The following is a 21,618-nucleotide window of genomic DNA, read 5'->3' as shown; positions in this document are numbered from 1 at the left end:
ATGAAACGACTGGCTTATATCTTGTGCACGATGGTGCTTTGGTCGGCAGGAGCCATCTCCTTGTCGGCACAGTCTCAGTGGAAAGACACTCTTGTGGTTGCCCGGGACGGGTCGGGGGATTATCGTACCCTGACGGAGGCGATGGAGGGCATCCGCGCCTTTATGGATTATAAGGTGACGGTGCTGGTGAAGAATGGAGTATATAAGGAGAAGTTGGTTATCCCGTCCTGGATTCAGCATGTGGACTTCATCGGTGAAAGTGCGGAAAAGACGGTGATCACCTACGACGATCATGCCAACATCAACAAGATGGGCACTTTCCGCACCTACACGGTCAAGGTGGATGGGAATTGGATTACCTTCCGGAACCTGACTATCGAGAACAATGCCGCACGTCTGGGGCAAGCTGTCGCGCTTCATACGGAGGGTGACAGGCTGATGTTCGTGAACTGCCGTTTCTTGGGGAATCAGGACACGGTGTATACGGGTGCTGAGGGCACGCGCCTCTACTTCTCCGATTGCTACATCGAGGGGACGACGGACTTTATTTTCGGTCCTTCTATCGCCCTGTTCGAGAATTGCGAGGTGCGCAGCAAGGCTAATTCGTACGTGACGGCGGCTTCTACGCCAAAGAAGTATGCAGTGGGATATGTCTTCCGGAATTGCAGGTTGACGGCTGAGCCTGAGGTGACTAAGGTCTATTTGGGGCGTCCTTGGAGGCCATACGCGGCTACGGTGTTCATCAATTGCGAGATGGGTGGACATATCCGTCCCGAAGGATGGCACAACTGGGGAAAAGCGGAGAACGAGCAGACCGCCCGTTATGCGGAGTATGGAAGCAAGGGAGAAGGAGCGTCAGCTGCCAAGCGTGTGGAATGGGCGAAGCAGTTGACAAAGAAGGAGGCTGCCCGATACGACGACACGGAATTTATATATGGGATGTCCAGCAACTGGAATCCTGTGACAGATTGAAACCCTGTTGCCTGTACTCCTGTAACAGACAGAACCCCTTCTGCTTGTACTTCAGTAGCTGAAAAACATTAACCCAAGTTTCGCAAGCGAAACTTTCGACATTTATATATCAACTGTATACTAACTGTATACTAACTATATACCAACTATATACTAACTATATATGAACTATATATCAACGACTATGAGACATAAATTAGCATTACTACTTGTATTCTTTTTCCTGTTCTCCGCTTTCAGGGCGGACAAGCAGGTGATAACGATCTTTATGATCGGCGATTCGACGATGGCCAACAAATCCCTGGAAGGCGGGAATCCGGAGCGTGGCTGGGGACAGATGCTGCCCGGCTATCTTTCCGAAGAGATCCGTGTGGACAATCATGCGGTGAACGGACGCAGCTCCAAGAGTTTTATCGACGAAGGGCGCTGGGAGAAGGTGATCTCGCAGGTGACGAAGGGCGATTACGTATTCATCCAGTTCGGCCACAACGACGAGAAGCCGGACCCGAAACGCTACACCTCGCCGGGAGGCACTTTCGACGATAACCTGAGACGGTTTGTGAATGAGACACGTGCCAAGGGCGGTATTCCGGTCCTGTTCAACTCGATCGTGCGCCGCAATTTCGGCACGGCGAGCGGAAGTGCGGTGGCACAGGCCATCAACCAGGACGATGTGCGGAAGGGCGTGAATCCGGATGCCAAGCGGGAAGCGTCAACGCAATCGGCCGAGGGTGACAAGCTGATAGACACGCACGGCGCCTATCTGGATGCCCCGCACAATGTGGCGAAGGAACTGGGAGTGGCTTTTGTAGACATGAACAAGATAACGCATGAACTGGTGGAAGGCATGGGTCCCGTAGAGTCGAAGAAGCTCTTCATGTGGGTGCCCGCCAACCGGATTGCCGCGATGCCCAAGGGGCGCGAGGACAACACCCATCTCAACGTGCACGGCGGGCGCGTCGTGGCGGGGCTGGCTATGGATGCCGTGGCAAAAGAAGTGCCCGAACTGGCAAAGTACGTCCGTCACTATGACTTCGTGGTGGCGCAGGACGGCAGTGGAGACTTCTTCACGGTGCAGGAGGCAATCGATGCTGTTCCCGACTTCCGCAAGAAAGCGCGTACGACGATACTGGTGCGCAAGGGGGTGTACAAGGAGAAGATCGTGATACCGGAGAGCAAAATCAATGTATCGCTGATAGGGCAGGACAGCGCGGTGCTCACCTACGATGACTATGCGCAGAAGCAGAACCGCTTTGGCGAAGAGAAGGGGACTTCCGGCTCAGCTTCCTGTTATATCTATGCGCCTGATTTCCACGCAGAAAACATCACGTTCGCGAACAGTTCCGGACCCGTGGGGCAGGCGGTGGCATGCTTCGTCAGTGCCGACCGTGCCAGCTTCAAGAACTGCCGTTTCCTCGGCTTTCAGGATACGCTCTACACCTACGGGAAGGGTTGCCGTCAGTACTACGAAGATTGCTACATCGAAGGCACGGTGGACTTCATCTTCGGCTGGTCGACGGCAGTGTTCAACCGTTGCCACATCCATAGCAAGCGCAGCGGGTATGTGACAGCGCCTTCCACCGACCGCGGGCAGAAGTACGGCTATCTCTTCTACGGCTGTCGGCTGACAGCGGATGACGGGGTGAAGGATGTCTACCTATCGCGTCCCTGGCGCCCGTATGCGCAGGCGGTCTTTGTCCGTTGCGACTTGGGCGGGCACATCGTTCCTGCCGGTTGGCACAACTGGGGGAAGAAGGAGGCGGAGAAAACCGTCTTCTACGCCGAGTATGAGAACACGGGCGAAGGTGCCCATCCGAAAGCGCGCGCTCCCTTCTCTCGTCAGTTGAAAAACCTGAAGGGGTATGAAATGGAGGACGTCCTTGCCGGAAACGACGGATGGAACCCGATGAAAGGGGCTGAGGGGGCACACGTCGCGAACCGCTAAACTACGGATTACGTACCGTTAAACTACCTGTTGCGAACCGCGGAGCTATGAATCGCGGGCTGCAGAACAGCGGATTATTAACCGCAGAACTGCGAATTACTAACCGCGGAACTGCAAATTTTCTACCTGCAGCCCCACGGAATATAGCTCCGTCATGTACATGCGAATCCAACAATGCAACTATAACGGGGCGGAAAAACACCGATTAACGTACGTTGACATTTCGGCGCCAATGTGCCGCCAATACGCCGCCAATGTACCGCCGTTTTAACGCCAGTTCTTAGGAACGAAGGTACGACGAAGGTACGACGAAGGCAGAGTGGCGAAAAAACATCGAAAAACCGTTGGAAAACCATCGAAAAAACAGCCCAACCATAATCGGTTTCCGTGAACCGCTTTTCCGCCCTAAGCCCGGACACCTCTGTCCGTACATCCGTACCCCCCTGTCCGGGCCTGCGTTTTCGCCCGCCGCACCGCTACTTCAGCCACTTGTCGAAGAACTCCAGCACCTCCCGCTGCATCGCCTTGCTGAAGAAATGCTTCTCGTCCCAGAGCTTCGTCACCAGTCGGTCGGCAGCATGCTGGCTTTGCCATACATCCTGCATGATGCCGTACGCCGCTTCCACCCCTCCGACCGGAAACAGCTTGTCGCGCCTGCCGTTGAAGAACAGCGTAGGCTTGGGGCACGCGATGCTCGCCGTGTGCGGATAGTCCAGATAGCGCCGCAGGTTCGGAATCAGCATGGAGTATGCCGAGCCACCCTTGTTCTGATTGTTCGTCAGCGACATCAGCTCGTCGGTCGTGTTCATCCAGCAGATGGAGGCAGAAGCCTTGATGCAGTCGGTGATGGCCGAAAGCATCCACGAACGATAGGCGCCCATCGAGAAACCGAGGCATCCCACACGCTCCTTGTCCACGAACGGAAGAGAGCCCAGGAATTCGGCACTCCTCACGTCGTCCATGTTGATGAGAGCGCCCCACGAAGCCCCCATTTGCAGGAAATTGCAAGCCAAAGCCTGCTGCCCGTTATAGTCCGCGCCCTCCTTCCTACCGCGTTCTCCCCAGAACAGGGCGTCGATAGAGAGCACCACATACCCGTGCGCGGCAAAGTAGTCGCCCGCATACTGCCCGTCGTAGCATCCCACCGCCCACTTGTCGGCATCCGCCATCACCTCGTCCGACACGCCGAAGGGGCGCACCATTTTCTCCTTCCCGATCGTGAAGTGCGCGCCGTGGTCGTGCAGCATCACCACAGCCGGAAAAGGCCCTTCCCCCTCCGGCACCAGCAGGTAGGCAGGAATGCGGCACCACGCCGAGACGTTGAACCATATCTTCCGCGCCTCATACCCCTCGCGCTGCTCCGTATCCACCACCTCCATCTCGTACACCTCGGGAGCGGGCGGAACCATCTGCATGCATTCCATCAAGACCCCGCGCGCCTGCGCGCGCCATTTGCCGAACTTGCGCACGGGAGCCTTTCCCCATGCCATCGGATAAGTGAGCTGCTGCTTCAACTGCCCATAGAAGAGGGGCATGTTCTTGACCACGCCATAGACGGCAGTATCCGCCTGTGCAAGAGCAGAAATGTGTACGGTAAGAATCGCAAAAAGAATGATTGTAATACGTTTCATAGCTTCCATGCAGTTAAAATATAGACAAAGGTAATGGATTTTTGCCTGAATTCACTATCTTTACCGCACAGAATAGGCATGCTATGATAAAATATATCTTCTATCTAATCGTCGGTATGATGTGTGCAGTGGCAGCAAAGGCGCAGCCGGACTGCTTGTTCACCCACTACTCGTCGGAAGACGGTCTCTCTCAAAATACGGTCATGAGTATCCTGCAAGACCACAAAGGCAACATGTGGTTTGCCACGTGGGACGGCATCAACAAGTTCGACGGATATTCATTCAAACCCTACAAGGCAAGGCTCGATAACGGCCTCGTGCTGAGTCATAACCGCGTGGACTACATGACGGAGGATCGCTACGGCTTCCTCTGGTTGCAGACCTACGACAACCACGCCTACCGTTTCGACCCGCGCACGGAGACCTTCGAAGAGGTGACGGGAGAAGACGGAACAGCCTCCGCCACGAACGTGACGAAGATAAAAGTCCTCCCGGGCGGAAGCGTCTGGCTCCTGTCGGAGAAAGAAGGCGCCGTCCGCGTCCTGACCGATCCCCGCAGCCATCGCCTGCGCGCGCAAAGCTTCCCCCCTCAGACAGGACAGACGGCAGCCGCCTGCGTCTCGCATGTCTACGAAGACCGCCTGGGAAATGAATGGATCTTGTCCGATAACGGGCTGGGCATGCTTTCGCCCGGCAAGTCGCCCCCAGTCTTCTACTTCTCGGAAGCCGCCGAGCGAGGCGAGAAGAGCAGCCAGGCCTTCTACTCCTGCCTGGAGCGGGACGAGGAGATACTCTTCGGTTCCGGCAACGGCCGTGTCTGGCGCTACCAGAAGCAGAACGGGCAATTCACGCTCCTCAACCTGGATGCCTCCTCGCCCGTAGTCTCCATCGACAGCGTAGGCAGCGGCGAACTGCTGTTCACCACCGCCACCGATGGCTTCTTCTCCCATCGCCCCGCCACGGCAGCGACGGAACACTTTCCTGCCTCCCTCTTCCCGAAGGCGCCCATCCGTTCGGTCTATGTAGACAAGGCATCCGAGGTCTGGTTTGAGCAGTACACTCCGGGCTCGGTCGTCCACTTCAACCCCTGCACCCGCGTGCTGAAGCGCGAAAGCATCGTCGTAGAAGCAACCAGCACCGACCGCTCGCGCCCCGCCTTCCATATCCACGAAGACATCGGCGGCAGGCTGTGGGTACATCCCTACGGCGGCGGCTTCTCCTACTTCGACCGTGGGAGCAACACCCTGCGCCCCTTCCACAATAGCCTGGAAGGGCACACTTGGCGCTTCTCCAACAAGATTCACTCCGCCTTCTCCGACAGCCAGGGAAACCTCTGGATGTCCACACACTCCAAAGGGCTGGAGAAGATCACGTTCCACACCTCACAGTTCAGGGTAATCACTCCTGCGTCGCTCGACTACGAATCGCTGAGCAACGAAGTACGTGCCATCTGCGAAGACGCCGACCTCAACCTGTGGGTAGGCCTCAAGGATGGCAAACTGCGGCTCTACGACAAGAACCGTGCCTACAAAGGCTACCTGACCGAGACGGGCACCGTGTCGCAAAACGGACTCCCGATGTGTGGCAACGTATACTTCATCCTGCAAGACAGCAGGCAGAACCTCTGGATCGCCACCAAAGGCGACGGACTGGTGAAGGCCGAAAAGACCCCCATCCCCTACCGCTACAAGCTCACCCGCTACCGGCACCGGGAAGAGGACATCTACAGCCTGAGCGACGACAACGTCTACTGCGTCTACGAAGACAGCCAAGGTCGCATCTGGATCGCCACCTTTGCCGGCGGCATAAACTACATGTCGCCCGATGCGGACGGCTCCCCCCGCTTCGTCAACCATCGGAATAACCTCAAAGGCTACCCCATCGACCAATGCTCGAAGGCACGCTTCATCACGGGCGACCGTCAGGGACACCTTTGGATCGGCACCACCGTTGGCGCGCTGATGATTGACGAGCGCTTCGAGAGTCCCGAAGACGTGAAGTTCCGCCACTTCCTCCGCATCCCGGACAATGAACACAGCCTGAGCAACAACGACGTGCACTGGATCATATCCACCCGCAGCGGCGACCTTTTCATCGCCACCTTCGGCGGCGGACTGAACAAACTGACGTCGCTGGACGAAGAAGGAAACGCCTCGTTCAAGTCCTATACCGTCTCCGACGGGCTTCCCTCCGACATCCTGCTCTCCATACGCGAGGACAGGAACGGAAACCTCTGGATGAGCTCCGAAAACGGGATCAGCAAGTTCATCCCCTCCCAAGAGCGGTTTGAGAACTATGCCGACAAGGAGGTCTTCTTCCGGACACGATTCAGCGAGGCAGCCTCGGAGTATACCGCTTCGGGCAATATCCTCTTCGGAGCCAGCACGGGCATCCTCAGCTTCAACCCCGACTCCATCTCCAAGAGCGACTATGTGCCCCCCATCGTGCTTACCAAACTGCTGATAGCCAACAAGGACGTCCTGCTCGGCGGGCGCTCCGTGCTGAGCCAAACCTTGGACGACACGGAACGGCTGGTCTTGTCGCACAAGGAGAATATCTTCACGATACAGTTTGCCGCCCTCGATTATTCCGCCCCTGCCGAAATCCAGTATGCCTATACGCTGGAGGGTTTCGAGAAGGACTGGAACGCCGTAGGCAAGCAGCGCACCGCCACCTACACCAACCTGCCGAAAGGACACTACGTCTTCAAGGTACGTTCCACCAACGGAAACGGCGTCTGGACCGAAAACACGCGCATGCTCGACATCGAGATCCTGCCCTCTTTCTGGGAGACTCCGTTCGCCTACTTCCTGTATGCCCTTTTCTTCATCATGATTATCGTGGCAGCCGTATATATCCTGTTTACCATTTACCGCCTGAAGCACGAAGTGTCGGTCGAGCAACAACTGACAAACATGAAGTTGCGCTTCTTTACCGACATCTCCCACGAACTGCGCACCCCGCTCACCCTGATTGCCGGCCCCGTGGAGTATGTCCTGAAGAACGCCAAACTCCCTGACGACACCCGCGAGCAGCTGCAGGTCGTGGAGCGGAACACGAACCGCATGCTGAGGCTTATCAACCAGATCCTGGACTTCCGCAAGATTCAGAACCGGAAGATGAAGATGCAGGTACAGCGGATCAATGTCGTGGCCTTCACCCGCAAAATCATGACCAACTTCGAGTCGGTAGCCGAAGAGCATCAGATAGACTTCCTGTTCGAGACGGAAAAAGACGAACTGTTCCTTTGGGTGGACGTGGACAAGTTTGAGAAGATTGTGTTCAACCTGCTTTCCAACGCCTTCAAGTACACCCCGAACGGAAAGATCATCACCGTCTTTGTCCGCGAAGACGAGAAGACCGTCTCCGTCGGCGTGGAAGACCAGGGGATAGGCATCGCCGAGAACAAGAAGAAGTCGTTGTTTGTCCGCTTTGAGAACCTGGTGGACCGAAACCTGTTCAATCAGTCGAGCACGGGCATCGGCCTGTCTTTGGTGAAGGAGTTGGTCGAAATGCACAAGGCTGTCATCACGGTAGATAGTAAGCTGGGTGAGGGCAGTTGCTTCAAAGTCGATTTCCAAAGAGGAAAGGAGCACTACGACGAAACAGTGGAATTCTTGCAGGACGACACGACCGCAGGCATGGAGGTGATGAAGCAGATGCCCGATGCCGTCAACGGAGAACCGCTCCCATCGGACGCCGGAACCGCTCCGGACGAAGCCGGCAGTAGTACTCCTGATGAAGCCGGAACCGCCTCTGACAAAGCCGGAACCACCCCTAATGAAGCCGGAAGTGCATCCGCTCCTCAAAGAACTATGCTTCTGGTGGAAGACAATTCGGAACTCCGCCTCTTCTTGCGCAGCATCTTTGCCGCCGAATACCGGATCGTGGAAGCCGTGGACGGCATGCAGGGCTGGAGCAAGGCTTTGAAGTTCCTGCCGGACATCATCATCAGCGACGTCATGATGCCCAAAAAAGACGGTATCTCCATGACCCGCGAACTGCGTTCGGACATGACCACCAGCCATATCCCCATTGTCCTGCTGACTGCCAAGACCTCCATCGAAAGCAAGTTGGAAGGATTGGAATATGGTGCCGATGACTATATAACGAAACCCTTCAGCGCCACCTATCTGAAGGCGCGCGTAAAGAACCTGCTTACCCAACGCCAGAAGTTGCAGGCCATCTATCGTGACAATCTCTTGGCGGGAAACTCCGCCACCGAGTCCGCATCGGAAGCTGTGGAGGAGAAGGCTCCGGAGATGTCGCTCAATGACCGCAAGTTCATGGACAAACTGGTGGAACTGATGGAGAAAAACATGGACAACGGTGACCTGGTGGTGGATGACCTGGTACAGGAGCTGGCTGTCAGCCGCTCTGTCTTCTTCAAGAAACTGAAGACGCTGACGGGATTGGCGCCCATTGAGTTCATCAAGGAGATGCGCATAAACCGTGCGGTCCAGCTGATAGAGACGGGCGAGTTCTCCATGACGCAGATAGCGTATATGGTAGGCATCAACGACCCACGTTACTTCAGCAAGTGCTTCAAGCAGAAGATGGGCATGACCCCGACGGAGTACAGGGATAAGACCGTGCGGAGAGGGTAGTGCCGGCCGCATTTTTCCGGTATAGCGTAGAGGGCTGGTTATGAATCGGGTAATTGTTGGTTATGAATCAGGCAATTGTTGGTTATGAATCGGACAATTGTTGGTTATGATTCGAGTAACTATTGATTATAAATCGGGCAACTAAAGTTTGTTTTCTCAACGGTTAATAACTTAAGTTGCGATCGTAATATATGTGTTTTGAATTAAAAGTTTAATATCGTAAAATGGAAAGAACAGGAAGCGAATCATTTGTATTCAGTAAAGATGTGCCTTGGGAAGAGCTTGGCGGAGGCGTAAAGCGCCAGATTTTGGGATATGACGGCCAGCTGATGATGGTGAAAGTAGTATTTGAGAAAGGTGCCGTAGGTAGTCTTCATCACCACTATCAGAGCCAATGTACGTACGTGGCCGAAGGAAAGTTTGAGTTTACCATTGATGGAGTGACGAAGGTCGTATCCGCAGGCGACTGTCTGTTTAAGACTCCGGACAAGGTGCATGGCTGCGTATGCCTGGAAGCCGGGGTACTGATTGATACGTTCAGTCCGATGCGCCCCGATTTCTTGAAGAAGTAACCGCGTGCGGACGCTTGTCCGAACTCAAAGCTTACGCCATTCAGGATATCGGCTGGGGCAGTAGAAACTCAGCAATCATAACCGTTAATTTTGTCCCACGAGATGAGCAAATTCGTCTCGTGGGACAAAAAAATCCGTCCCGTGGAATGAAATTATTCATCTCGTGGGACGGATTTTTTTGTTTCGTGAGGGTAAAATAATATGTTCGAATAATATATAGGGCTAAGTATACTAATGCTAAAATTTGATAGTGTAAACATGAACTTTAGATACTGTAAAATAGGCAATGGCTTTGATCTGAAGTTAAGTGATTCTTATCTAAAATAAGATCCCCTCGCTATAAGTATCTATAACGAGGGGATTTCATATTCAGGGGATATTTAATTCATAAATGGATTATTGCCATTTAGAAGCTCCTATACCGGATTCACCGATATTTCCTATGACTTTATAATCACCTTTTGAAGGTTCATTCCATAATTCGCTTTCACTCATAGATAACTCTATCAAGCCGTCTATTGGATAAGTTGTTTTGTTATCGCCTATTTCAGTCCATTTGAAATTGGTTTTGTAACTTTGACTTGCAGATACTAATGCAGCACTACCATTTAAGAAGATTGAGCCGGCTGTTCCTGCTGTATAAGTCTTGATTTTAGAACCTGCACTTCCTACTGAAGCCATAGATGGTCCGAAGAGTGTTTTATTGATATTTATCAGAACTGCATTTTTATCGCAACGGAGCAAAGGAGTATTTGCATTTGCCGTTGTTTCCATAGGAGCGTAGCAGAACGTACAATTCTCAATGTTTAAGGTTAATTGATCTGCTGTAGAGCGGAGGTCACCTAACATTACTATATTGGTAATAGTACAATCTCTGAAAGTAATATTTTTCCAGTCTGCTTTTTTATTATTTGTTGTCACCATTCCTTGATCACCAATACCATTGATAGTGCAATTTTCAAACAGTAAGTTGTTAATGTTATCGTTGGCAGATTGTGTACGTACAATAGCACGATATCCTTCGATGTGGCAACCTTTGAAAATAAGCTCTTTAACTGTAGAATTTGTTCCGTTCTCATTGAATACCTGACGTCCGCCAAATCCTTTGTCATCAGTAGAAGCTACTTCTTTTCCTCCTCCAGGTAGTGCTACATCGCTGTAGAAATCGACATTTTCAAATACGATTTTATCTATATTGGCATTTTTATTACATTGCATTCCTCCACTTGAGATGAAACGTGCATTACCTCCTAAAGTAGCAGCAGTTCTAAAAGTTACAGAACGATTAAACTTAATGCTGTTGTTAACCTTATAGTCAAAGTCTCCTCTCAATATGATAGTCATTCCATCTTCTTCGATTTGCTCCCAGAATTCATTGGTTTTTAATGTATCTGCAGCCTCCGTTTCATCATAACTACGGATATCGATCCATTTTCCTACACCAAATAGAGTATCGAAATCCATAGGAACTGTTGTCTTACCTGTTATCTTTCCAGCATATGTGGCATTATTTTGTTCTTCTACACTACTATATGCATATATAGTATAAGACGTTTCTGATGTCAGTCCTGTTATGTCAACACTACCGTTGGCATATTCTTCTTCCGAAACTTCCTTAATAACTGTTTCTAAACCTTCGGTTGCAGGAACTGCTTTTATTAATCTAATGACACTTCCACCTTCTTCCCATGTGATACGTGCTGCATTATCGATGAGTTTCAGATTTTTGATTTTAGAAATATAGGTTACATTGATAGCTGTAGTTTCGTACATTTCAGATTCTTTGTTTGAACCTATACATTTAATCTTAACCATGTATTTTTCATCCCAATTCAACCCTTCAAAAGTATATGGTGAACGTTCACAGGAGGCTTCTGTATACAATTCATATATATTATTTCCTGCATCATCTGTAGATGCGACACGGTATAATTGCAACTGGTATTCTGTCGCTCCTTTGATGTTTTCCCAAGTCGTTATAATATTGTTGTTCTGAACTTCCAATGAAGCTACCGGGCGGAATAGGCGGGGAGCATTATTTGTAAAGTCATCATCATCGCAACTGATGAATGTACTGCTTGCCGTAAAGGCAAGCAATATCATTGTTATATATTTCTTGAATTTCATAATTTTACTGTTTTTTATTTGTTACGGATAGCATAACCATCGTTAGACAATACACCATTAGATGAAACGACACGGTCGGTCGGTATCGGGAATACGTATGGAGTTACTTTGTTTCTTAAGCTACTGATGTCTTCAGTACCTTTGATTAGAGCTCCGTCAGTCAAACCATGCCATGAATACATGACGCGTTCATGCAATGTACCTTTTTTAATATCATTGCCGTTCTCGTCTTTACCATAGGCCTCACCTGTTTCTGGGTTTGTAGAACTTACACTGATGAAACTGTCAGCGAACCCTATACGCTTTAATCCCTCAAATGTAGCATTAGGCGTTTTGATATCATTATCGCTTAGAGTTGTGGCTGAACTATATGTGCTATTTGATTGGTCACGGTAAGTGAAATAATCATTTTCAAAGATGACACGTCCGTTTATATATTCATAATATAAACGCGGTGCGACATTCATGTCTTCAATTTCTTTTTCAGAGTTATATATAAACTCACCGTTTATGTTTTCTAATTGATTGTAATTCATTGCTACGTCACGCATCCATTCTATTGTATTGACAATAGCATCACTATAATAATTCCAACGAATTAAATCGAATTTGCGGATATTTTCACCGCCAAATTCCCAACCTCGTTCATCAATAATGGCTTTTTTGAAAGCGTCATAGTTTCCTAATGCGTTTATATAGTTGTCTACCATCTCTGATTTATTATTTGCATTGATAAATGCACGTTCGCGTACTCGTTTCAGCATTTCTTTGGCTGTTGCTGTAGGACCGTTGTTTATTTCATTTTCAGCTTCTGCTAATAAAAGTAATACATCGGCATAGCGGAGCACAGGCCAGTTGATTCCTGTACCTTTACTTGCTACAGACGTTTTCATGTCTAAACGACACCATTTTGCCGGTTGAATGCCCCAAACATCTACTGCTGCTTGCTTTTCATCATACAGCCAACGATAATTAGCACAAGTAACGGGCAGACGTTGGTCTTGTGGATCGAAAGAGCAAGCGTAACTCGGTGTTAAGTTAGTATATGTCGTTCCTGCTCCTTTTGAACCATCTACAACACTTAAACCATGACACCAACCTATGTCACCTCCTGAATTGGGAACGAAGCCCATTTCAAAAAGTACGTCGCTGTTTCCAGGATTGCAACCATTGATTTGGTTGTCAAATATTTCTTTAAAGTTGGCATTCAAACCACGGTCTTTTAACTTAATAAGTTTAAGAGCGTATGCTTTAGCTACTTTATAGTAATCATCCGCACTACTTGCAGTAGCTTCTACTCCATTCTCGTCCATGTATGTCACTGTATACTCTTCACCTGTTTGTGTACAACGAGCCATAGTACCATCGGCCTGCATAGAATATCCAGCACGGAACATTGCTAATTTAACGATGAAACCTAATGCAAAATCACGGTTCATGTATTCCACAGTCAAAGCGTCACTCCATTGCATCTCTTCCTCTACATTGATAAGATCTTGAATGAGATGAGTATAAATGATGTTTTTGTCTGTTCGTGGGTCGTTGTGCATATTCTGGGCAGTTGTTGGAGTTGTAGCAAATGGAACATCTCCCCAAAAATTACACATCAGCCAATACCAATATGCACGCAAGCAGTATGCTTCTCCGTGCAATTGTTTCATGTCTTTATTGCCATTTTTGTACATGTCGCTATTTTCAATACCTTGAATACATTGATTGGCAAAGTCTATAGCTTTTAGACTGTTATCCCAACAATTCTTGATATCGTTAAATTGTTTCATGTTCAGACACCAAACGCCACGACGGTCTGTATTTTCAGATTGCGATTTTGCAATGAATCCTATTTCAATATCGGTATTCTGCATCCAGTTGGTACTCATACGTGAGGTATAAGTATCCTCACAGAAAAATGAGTAAACATGAGCTACCATCTTACGGGCATCGGTGGGATTGGAAGTCAGATATTCCAAGTTATCAGTTGACAGGGACTTGGTATCCAGCATATCTTCACAAGAGGTTGTGAGACACATTCCGGTAACTAAAGCTGTTATATATAAAAATCTCTTTTTCATTTCTGATATTGTTTAATCGGTTAAAATGTAATATTTACTCCAGCAGTCCAAGAGAATGACTTGGGATATGCAGAGAAATCAGCTCCTGGGGTTAAACCGCTAGTCTTGCTGTTGCGGATAGCAGTGTTGACTTCGGGGTCGTAACCAGAGTAATTAGTCAGACAAAATACATTGTTCAATGTACAATACAGGCGGAGTTGATTGCATGCAAATTTCTTCGTCCACTCTTTAGGAAGTGTGAAGCCGACTGTCAGATTTTGCAAACGAAGGAATGAACCGTCTTCTACTGCCCAAGATGTCGGTACGGGATTATTGTCAGACATTGTAGCAGCAGACCAATATGTAGCATTAGCATTCATGCTCTTTAAAGTCTCATAATCAGTAATGATAGTGCCTGTTGCATGATCTAAATAAGTCCATGCTTTACCTCCTAATGTAACAGGTGTCATATCTGCGCGTAAGTTGGCATAGCTATTACGATATGATTGTGATGAAACCATTTTATCCATATTGTATACGTCATTGCCGACAACAAAGTTGAAGTTTGCAGAAAAATCAAACCATTTATAAGTTGCGTTTAAGCCAAAACCACCAGTAAATTTAGGTTGAGTTTTGCCGATAATAGTACGGTCTTTATCTTCTGAGATCTTACCGTCACCATCCAAATCTTTTAATTTCATGGCTCCTGGACGTAATTCACCATAAGAACTGGCTGTCATGTAAGTGTTATCTACAACACCTTCCTTGAGGATGTATTTGCCGGATTGGTCGAATTGGAATTGTGTTTTACCATTAGCATCGGTATAGGTTACAAAATCATCTACACCATATACTCCATCATATACAAATCCCCATACAAGACCTAAAGGTTGTCCTACGATTACACGATAGTCATCTTGTCCACGCATGTCAGAAGAAAAAGCTCCAGAATTAAATGACATAGAATTTACTCCATCTGCGAGTTTGTCTACTTTATTCTTGTTGAAGCCAATGTTGAAATTGAAATTCAAAGAGTAATCTTTCTTTTGAAGAATAGAAGCATTCAATGATAATTCGACACCTCTATTAGATGTTTGGCCAAGATTCTGCTGCATACTGGTGTAACCGATAGCAGTAATAGGCATTTCTATCAACAGGTCTTTGACTGTATTCCAATAATAGTCAATGCTACCGGAAAGTCTTTCATTAAAGAAACCAAAATCTAATCCGATATTACGTGTGATTGTTGTTTCCCATTTCAAATTAGAATTGGCCAATTGATTGTTGTTTAATGTATAGTGGGGATTTTGTTCACCTCCTTGACCATAGTATTTTCCACTGGAATATGCTTTATATGTTGTTTCGTACATGGCATCTCCAATGCGGTTGTTACCAGCTGTACCGTATGAAAGACGTAACTTCAAATTAGACATCCATTCTTTTGTGTTTTCCATGAATGGTTCTTCAATTATACGCCATCCTAATGCAGCTGCAGGGAAATATCCCCATCGGTTACCTCTAGAGAATTTAGAGGATCCATCAGCACGCATGGTTACTGTCAGTAAGTATCTGTCATATAAACTGTAGTTCGCACGTCCAAAGAATGAGATTGTCCTGTCTTCTTTACCAAGAGTTGAAGATATTGTTTGAGCACCTGTAGCTTTAGAGTTGTTGGCCATGCTTGCAAACATTTTCTCAGGAGAAATGTCTTCTTGGAAGAATTTGCCTATCATGTTGTTGCTTTCACTATTAGAAGCAATATATTCTTGTCCCACCATGATATTGACATCATGAATGTTTGCGAACTTTTGTTTCCAAGTCAAGGTGTGTGTGCCACGCAATTTCCAAGAGTCTTTCTTAGACCACTCACCCATAGGAAGTTCTCCACCATCCTGTACCGCTTTGTTACTCTTCGGACCATACCAGTCTTTTTGTTGATTGAATGAATAGTCATAACCTCCTTCTGCACGATAAACAAAATGTTTAGTGATATCCCAAGTAATTGCAGCATTGAAGTTGTAACGACGATCATTCTTTCTTCTCCAATAATCGTTTACTTGGTCTTTCAGTGAGCGTGTTGCATTCATATATTCTTGATATTCATCTTCAGGTAATGTACTGGGATCGATATCAAGCTGATCATACAAACCAAAAACAGGTGCTTTCATCAATGCATCATAAGAACGTATTTTATATGTACCACCACCAGTACCTACACCTTGGGTCTCAGTATCGGCTAATCGTACTCCAAAATCTAAATTCAAGTTTTTGTATAATTCATGTTTTAACTTGAAATTCATGTTGTAACGGCGGTAACCATTATCTTCCATTAAGCTTTTATCATTGGCATAAGTTCCGCTTAAAGTAAATTTGGTTTTCTCACTACCGCCTGTAACACTGATGTTATGCGATTGGGAAAGTTCATTATTACCAAACATTTCTTCTTGCCAGTTATGTCCTTGCTGATATTGGTATAAATCTAAATCTCCGTATGCACCATAACGCTCTTCAAAAGCTTTGATGGAAGAAGAACCTCTGAGTGCTTGTCTTTCGTAGTTATACATGACGAATTGATAAGGATCCATTACGTCAAGGGTCTTGCGAATGCTTTTGCCTTGTATGTAGCCGTTATAACTAACGGTTGTTTTTCCTCCTTTGGCTCCTTTGGTTGTGATCAGGATTACACCGTTTGCTCCTTGCGAACCGTAAATAGCTGTAGAAGCTGCATCTTTCAATACCGTAATGTCTTCAATATCTGATGGTGCGATGTCGCTCATACTTGATACAGGAAATCCATCTACGATGTAGAGAGGTGAATTGTCACCAGTGATGGAACCACCACCACGAACTTTAATAATCATTTCCGCATCAGGAGAACCATCTGCAGTTGTAATTTGTACACCAGCCAATTTTCCTGTTAAAGCTTCTGCTGCATTAGTTACAGGTACTTTGGCTAGATCGGAACCTTTTACTGTGCTGACAGCACCGGTCAAATCTTTCTTTTTTGCCGTACCATAACCGATTACAACTACTTCTTCCAACGCTTGCGAGTCGTCTTCCATTATTACATTAATCACAGTTCTGCCTTTCAGGGCAACTTCTTGTGATTTCATTCCCACGTAGGAGAATACTAATGTGGAATTGGCAGGAACGTTAAGCGTGAAGTTACCGTCAATATCGGTAATCGTACCGGTGCCGGTGTTCCCTTTCTGTACTACGGAAGCGCCGATAACGGTTTCTCCCGTCTTGTCTGTCACAGTACCTTTTACGGTCACATTTTGCGCTGATACGCTAAGCGATATCAAGGCTACTAAGCAAAATAGCAGCGCTGCGCGCATGTTTTTCATCTTGTTAGACATTCTTTGCATGATAATATTAATTAAATTATGATTGTCAATAGTGTGTGTTTGGCACACTGTTAATTTTCCGTCCGCAAATGTATCAGGATGTAAAAAAAGTAATGTGTAATATCTGTTTTTAGGGTGGTATTTTTTGTTATTTACCACTGATATTGTGTGTACTGACTGTCAAATTGATGTTGTATAGCAGAAAAGAAGAGGAGGGTGGAAAAAGGCGTTCTCGACTTGAGGTTACTGGTTTCAATTCTTGACGGATACTGCAGAGGAGTGGTAACTCCTTCTGATAATTTCTATTCGAGTGCTATCGTTGCTATTTCTTCTGCTTTGTCTACAATGTGTTCGGGATGGAACGTTTCCAACTCCGTACGTGGGCGAAATCCCCAAGTGACGCCGCAGGCGGTTATTTTGGCATTGACAGCAGTCTGCATGTCTACACCGGAATCTCCAACGTAGAGGACATCTTCTTTGGCAATGTGCGCAATCTTCAAGATGTCGTGTACGACGGTCGGATCTGGTTTCACGTTCACTCCTTCCCGTTGCCCGAAGACGGCGGTGAAACGGATGTTGGGGAAATAGTGGGCTATCAGTTTTTCTGTAGCAGCTTGATATTTATTGGAAGCAACGGCGAGTTGCAACCCCTTTGCTTGCAGTTCGGCCAGAAGTTCCGGTATGCCGGGATAAGGGCGGCTCTTGTCGGCGTTATGCTGGTCGTAATAGGGGATGAACCCCTTTCGTACACGCATGATATTCTCTTCAGTCCGCTCTGTTGCAGGCAAAGCACGCTCAAACAGCTTGTTGATGCCGTTGCCAACCATGAAGTTGTATTCTTGCTCTTCGTGTGTAGGATAGCCTAATACAGCCAATGCGTGGTTGGTGCTTTGTGCCAGGTCGGCAATCGTATTCAGTAGAGTACCGTCTAAATCGAATATAACCAGTTTCCTCATAATCTTTTTCAGCAGTTTTTTAGTGGCTGCAAAGATAAGGATTTAACTTGAATAATGCATTCTGCCATCAGTTGATTTCATTTTCAATTGACAACAATCTATAGTTAACTTACTGATCTACATATTAAATATATCGGCTCCGCATATCCACCGTACTGGATATGCGGAGCCGTATGCAGAAGATACAGATACGGAATACTGTATGTATAGATACAAATTGTCGTATCGGAGGAGTCGTCCTTATTTCTTGGTGATGCGGAACCAGTCGACATCAGCCCAGCCACCGTCGTTGGTTGTGATGGCAGGCCGTGTGCAGAACGTTCCTACCTTGGCACCTATCCATTTGCCCTCTTTGGCTTGGAAAGGTTTGCCGAGCGGCTGGAACTTCTTGCCGTCGAGGCTGTAACTGAAGTTACATATCACTAACAAGTCGTGTCCGCCTTCGCTCTTGGAGATTTTCTTTCCGTCGCTACTGAACTTGACCCGCAGGTAAACGGTATTGTCCGTCAGATTGGCGGTACCGTTTACTGTCTCCGGAGTGCCTTTGTCCGCTTTGGGGCAAGATACTTGCGAGAGGACAAGCCCTTGGTTTGTATTTTCCAGTACGAGGGCAGCGTAGTCCAAGCCCATAACTACCAGTCCGGTACGCTCACCTTTGTATTTCTCACTTGGGGTGAATGTCAGTTTCATTGTGGCGGTGAAGTTGGGGGCAGGAGTCTTCTGCAACAGCAGATTGGCTACGTCGAAGAGGTTCTTATACTCTTTCACAACCGGATAGGAGTAGAGGCGCATGATGCTGCGGTCGCCTGCATAGTAAGCCCACTTCTCGTTGATGTTGGCATGCCACTGCCATTGCGGAGAGAGGGTGTAGCCATCAAACTCGTCGCTCTCTTGCGGAGTACAGATAGGATAGGTTTTGCCCACGTTCGGCTTCTTGTACGTCAGCACGGGTTCGCCACAGCCGTCGCCATCTTTGTCGATGCCGATGACGGGCCAGTCGTTCACCCACTTCATGGGTTGCAAATGTACCAGACGGCCATAGGCACCTACGTCCTGGAAGTGCAGGAACCAGTCTTCACCTGTCGGAGTGTCTACCCATGCACCTTGGTGCGGGCCATTCACCGGACTATTGCCCTGAGCCATTACGGTTTTCCATTCGTACGGACCATAGACATTCTTCGAACGGAGTACGACCTGCCAACCAGTCGGGACACCGCCTGCCGGATGGAAGATGTAGTAATAATCGTTTCGTTTGAAGAACTTCGGACCTTCGCAAGTCTCATGCGCCTCATGTCCGTCGAAGATGATGCGCGACGGTGTGATGGCTTTCGTAGCTTCGGCATTCAGTTCGCAGACGGCGATGACACTCTTCAGTCCGGCACGGCTACCGGCATAGGCGTGCACCATGTACACTTTGCCATCCTCGTCCCAGAGCGGGCAAGTGTCAATGATGCCTTTGCCGGGTTTCACCAGCACCGGTTCGCTCCACGGACCTTTCGGATCTTTGGCTTTCACCATGAAAGCGCCCTGGTCGGGGTCTCCCCAGAAGATGTAGAACTCGCCGTTGTGATGACGGATGGAGGGTGCCCATACGCGGTTGCCATGTTCGGGACGTTCGGGCATCTCTATGGGAGCAAGGGCGTAGGGTACGGCAGCACCGATGATGGTCCAGTTCACAAGGTCTTTGGAATGGAGTATCTGGAGACCGGGCAGACAGTTGAAACTGGAGGAGGTCATGTAGAAATCCTCTCCTACGCGGCAAGCATCCGGATCGGAATAGTCTGCATAGAGTATCGGGTTCTTATACTTACTGTTCCCTTGGTCGGCTACCCATACCTCGGAAACATAGTTCTTCTCCTGTGCCGCCATTGGCAGGGCGAGCAACAGGCACAGACTCATCAGGGTCTTTTTTGCTTTCATGTTCTTTTAGCTATTAGTGACTTAAGTTAGTTATTGGTCGATTAATAAGTTACGGGTTTCGCACATGGCTCTACTTCAGCACTTTCACGGTTGCCGGATGCTCCAGCTCCTCTTTCCACTGGCGGATATAGGCAAACCAGGCTTCGGGAGTCTTGTATCCGAAGGTCTCCTTCATGGAGGTGAATGTGATGAAGTGGGTGAAGTAGTTACTACCCTTGGCGCCGATGGTGTACAGGTAGTTGACTTTGTCCTTCACTTCGTTCTTCACGTATTTCTGCGGGATATAGGTACCCAGTCCTACGGTCTCTTTGGTATACTTCACTGTGTCGTTCACCGGCCAGTCCGTTCCCCAACAGCCTATCAAACCTTTGTGGTCGGAGTAAGATACGGAACCTTTGATGTCGATGACGCCGGTGCAGAACACTTCGTCTTTCAGTGGCTCTTCGAAGAACGTTTCCACGAAAGCGTCGCGGTGTCCACCGTAGAGGGTATAGCGGTTGGTCATGTTCAGTTCAGAGCCTTGGTACTGCCAGTCGGTTACTTCAATTTCCGAAATGGTGCGTACCGGACCGTAAGCGATGATGCGTTCGGTCAGGGTTTCCACGGGTTCGATGTGCGTAGCCTTCTTGCCGTTCCAGCCTTTCAGGGCACCCAAACCGCAGCTACCGCCCACAAGGAGCACGTCATCGCCGAAGCCGCGTGCCAGTTGTTCGTCGGTCGGATAGAATTGCGATTCTTTGATTTCAAATCCTTTGTTGAACTTACCGTAGATATCTACAGTCTGTTTCTGGTCGAAGTAGAGGCGATAGGCCACCAGCTCCGATTCGAAAGCCGGGCCGTGGTGGTGCATCTGGTTGTAGATGTTGCTGCTGCCCGGAATGGTTACGGAATGTACAGGCACATGCTTACCTTTCTTGTCGCTGACGAGCATCTCGGCAAATACGCGTGCCGGATAGGTCTTGTCGCTTTTGGCGGAAGAGAGGGTGACGGTCAGTGTTTTTTTGTTCTTTGCCGGCAGGTCGATGACGAATGCCAATTCGTCCGGGCGACGGTCGCCGTCCAGATCATCCAGTTGCGAAGGAATTTCCTCATTGCCGTTCATGACTACTGCTGAGCGTACACGAAACGAAGGATTGATTTCGCTGAGTTTGATTACTACCGGTTCGTCGGCTTTCGCCTTATTCCAATTGTTACTTACTTCTACTGTAAAACTTTTCTCTGCCTCTTGTGCTTCTGCAACAGCTGAAAGTCCGCACAATAACAGCAATACTGTAAAGATTTTCTTTTTCATGGTTATGATCATATTACTAAGTTTGCTGCAAATGTACTGCAAACCTCACGTAAATCCTTTCCTATTTTGACATAAATACTGTCATCTTTGTGAGTTATTCCCTTTCGTCCGGCTTTTTTGTGGGAAGTGATTGGCACTTTTTACAATCCGGCGCGTCCTATCCGAAAATACGATCGCCTTGTGCCGCGTAGATAAACGG

The 21,618-nt window shown here is 48.3% G+C and carries 11 protein-coding genes; 4 read left to right on the top strand and 7 right to left on the bottom strand.

Annotated features, from left to right (window positions below; all coding sequences use genetic code 11):
* Positions 1-972 carry a pectinesterase family protein gene (locus QZ323_RS04685; protein WP_294633229.1) on the top strand — a complete coding sequence of 324 codons (972 nt, stop codon included), beginning with the start codon at positions 1-3 and terminating at the stop codon, positions 970-972.
* Positions 973-1,156: 184 nt separating this feature from the next.
* A complete protein-coding gene (locus tag QZ323_RS04680) occupies positions 1,157-2,917 on the top strand; it encodes a pectinesterase family protein (protein WP_294633228.1) in 1,761 nt (586 codons plus the stop codon).
* Positions 2,918-3,393: 476 nt separating this feature from the next.
* On the opposite strand, the gene QZ323_RS04675 is transcribed toward QZ323_RS04680, so the two are convergent.
* Positions 3,394-4,548, bottom strand: coding sequence for an alpha/beta hydrolase family protein (locus QZ323_RS04675; protein WP_294633226.1), 1,155 nt, complete (start codon positions 4,546-4,548; stop codon positions 3,394-3,396).
* Between the two features lie 86 nt (positions 4,549-4,634).
* Between QZ323_RS04675 and QZ323_RS04670 the strand changes: the two genes are divergently transcribed.
* Positions 4,635-9,155: a two-component regulator propeller domain-containing protein gene (locus QZ323_RS04670; RefSeq protein ID WP_294633275.1), complete on the top strand. Its 4,521-nt coding sequence runs from the start codon at positions 4,635-4,637 to the stop codon at positions 9,153-9,155.
* A gap of 224 nt (positions 9,156-9,379) precedes the next feature.
* On the top strand, positions 9,380-9,727 hold the full coding sequence (locus QZ323_RS04665) for a cupin domain-containing protein (RefSeq protein WP_294633224.1): 348 nt from the start codon (positions 9,380-9,382) through the stop codon (positions 9,725-9,727).
* A 396-nt stretch (positions 9,728-10,123) separates the two neighbouring features.
* Here the strand turns inward: QZ323_RS04665 and QZ323_RS04660 are convergent, their stop codons facing one another.
* From QZ323_RS04660 to QZ323_RS04635, 6 genes are all read right to left on the bottom strand, one after another.
* The gene (locus QZ323_RS04660; RefSeq protein WP_294633222.1) at positions 10,124-11,854 is read right to left on the bottom strand and encodes a hypothetical protein; all 1,731 of its coding nucleotides are present in this window, start codon (positions 11,852-11,854) and stop codon (positions 10,124-10,126) included.
* Between the two features lie 14 nt (positions 11,855-11,868).
* Entirely contained in the window at positions 11,869-13,926 is a 2,058-nt protein-coding gene (locus QZ323_RS04655) for a RagB/SusD family nutrient uptake outer membrane protein (RefSeq protein ID WP_294633221.1), read from the bottom strand.
* 20 nt (positions 13,927-13,946) lie between these two features.
* Positions 13,947-17,411, bottom strand: coding sequence for a TonB-dependent receptor (locus tag QZ323_RS04650; RefSeq protein ID WP_294633219.1), 3,465 nt, complete (start codon positions 17,409-17,411; stop codon positions 13,947-13,949).
* A gap of 143 nt (positions 17,412-17,554) precedes the next feature.
* The gene (locus tag QZ323_RS04645) at positions 17,555-18,208 is read right to left on the bottom strand and encodes an HAD family hydrolase (protein WP_294633217.1); all 654 of its coding nucleotides are present in this window, start codon (positions 18,206-18,208) and stop codon (positions 17,555-17,557) included.
* Between the two features lie 240 nt (positions 18,209-18,448).
* Positions 18,449-20,128, bottom strand: a complete 1,680-nt coding sequence (locus QZ323_RS04640; RefSeq protein WP_294633216.1) for a glycoside hydrolase 43 family protein — start codon at positions 20,126-20,128, stop codon at positions 18,449-18,451.
* 70 nt (positions 20,129-20,198) lie between these two features.
* Positions 20,199-21,419: a DUF4861 domain-containing protein gene (locus QZ323_RS04635; protein WP_294633214.1), complete on the bottom strand. Its 1,221-nt coding sequence runs from the start codon at positions 21,417-21,419 to the stop codon at positions 20,199-20,201.
* Positions 21,420-21,618: the final 199 nt, after the last annotated feature.

Origin of the sequence: uncultured Bacteroides sp., from assembly GCF_910585845.1 — a bacterium.
In the GTDB taxonomy this organism is placed as follows: Bacteria; Bacteroidota; Bacteroidia; order Bacteroidales; family Bacteroidaceae; genus Bacteroides.
This window is presented reverse-complemented; position numbering and strand designations above follow the sequence as displayed.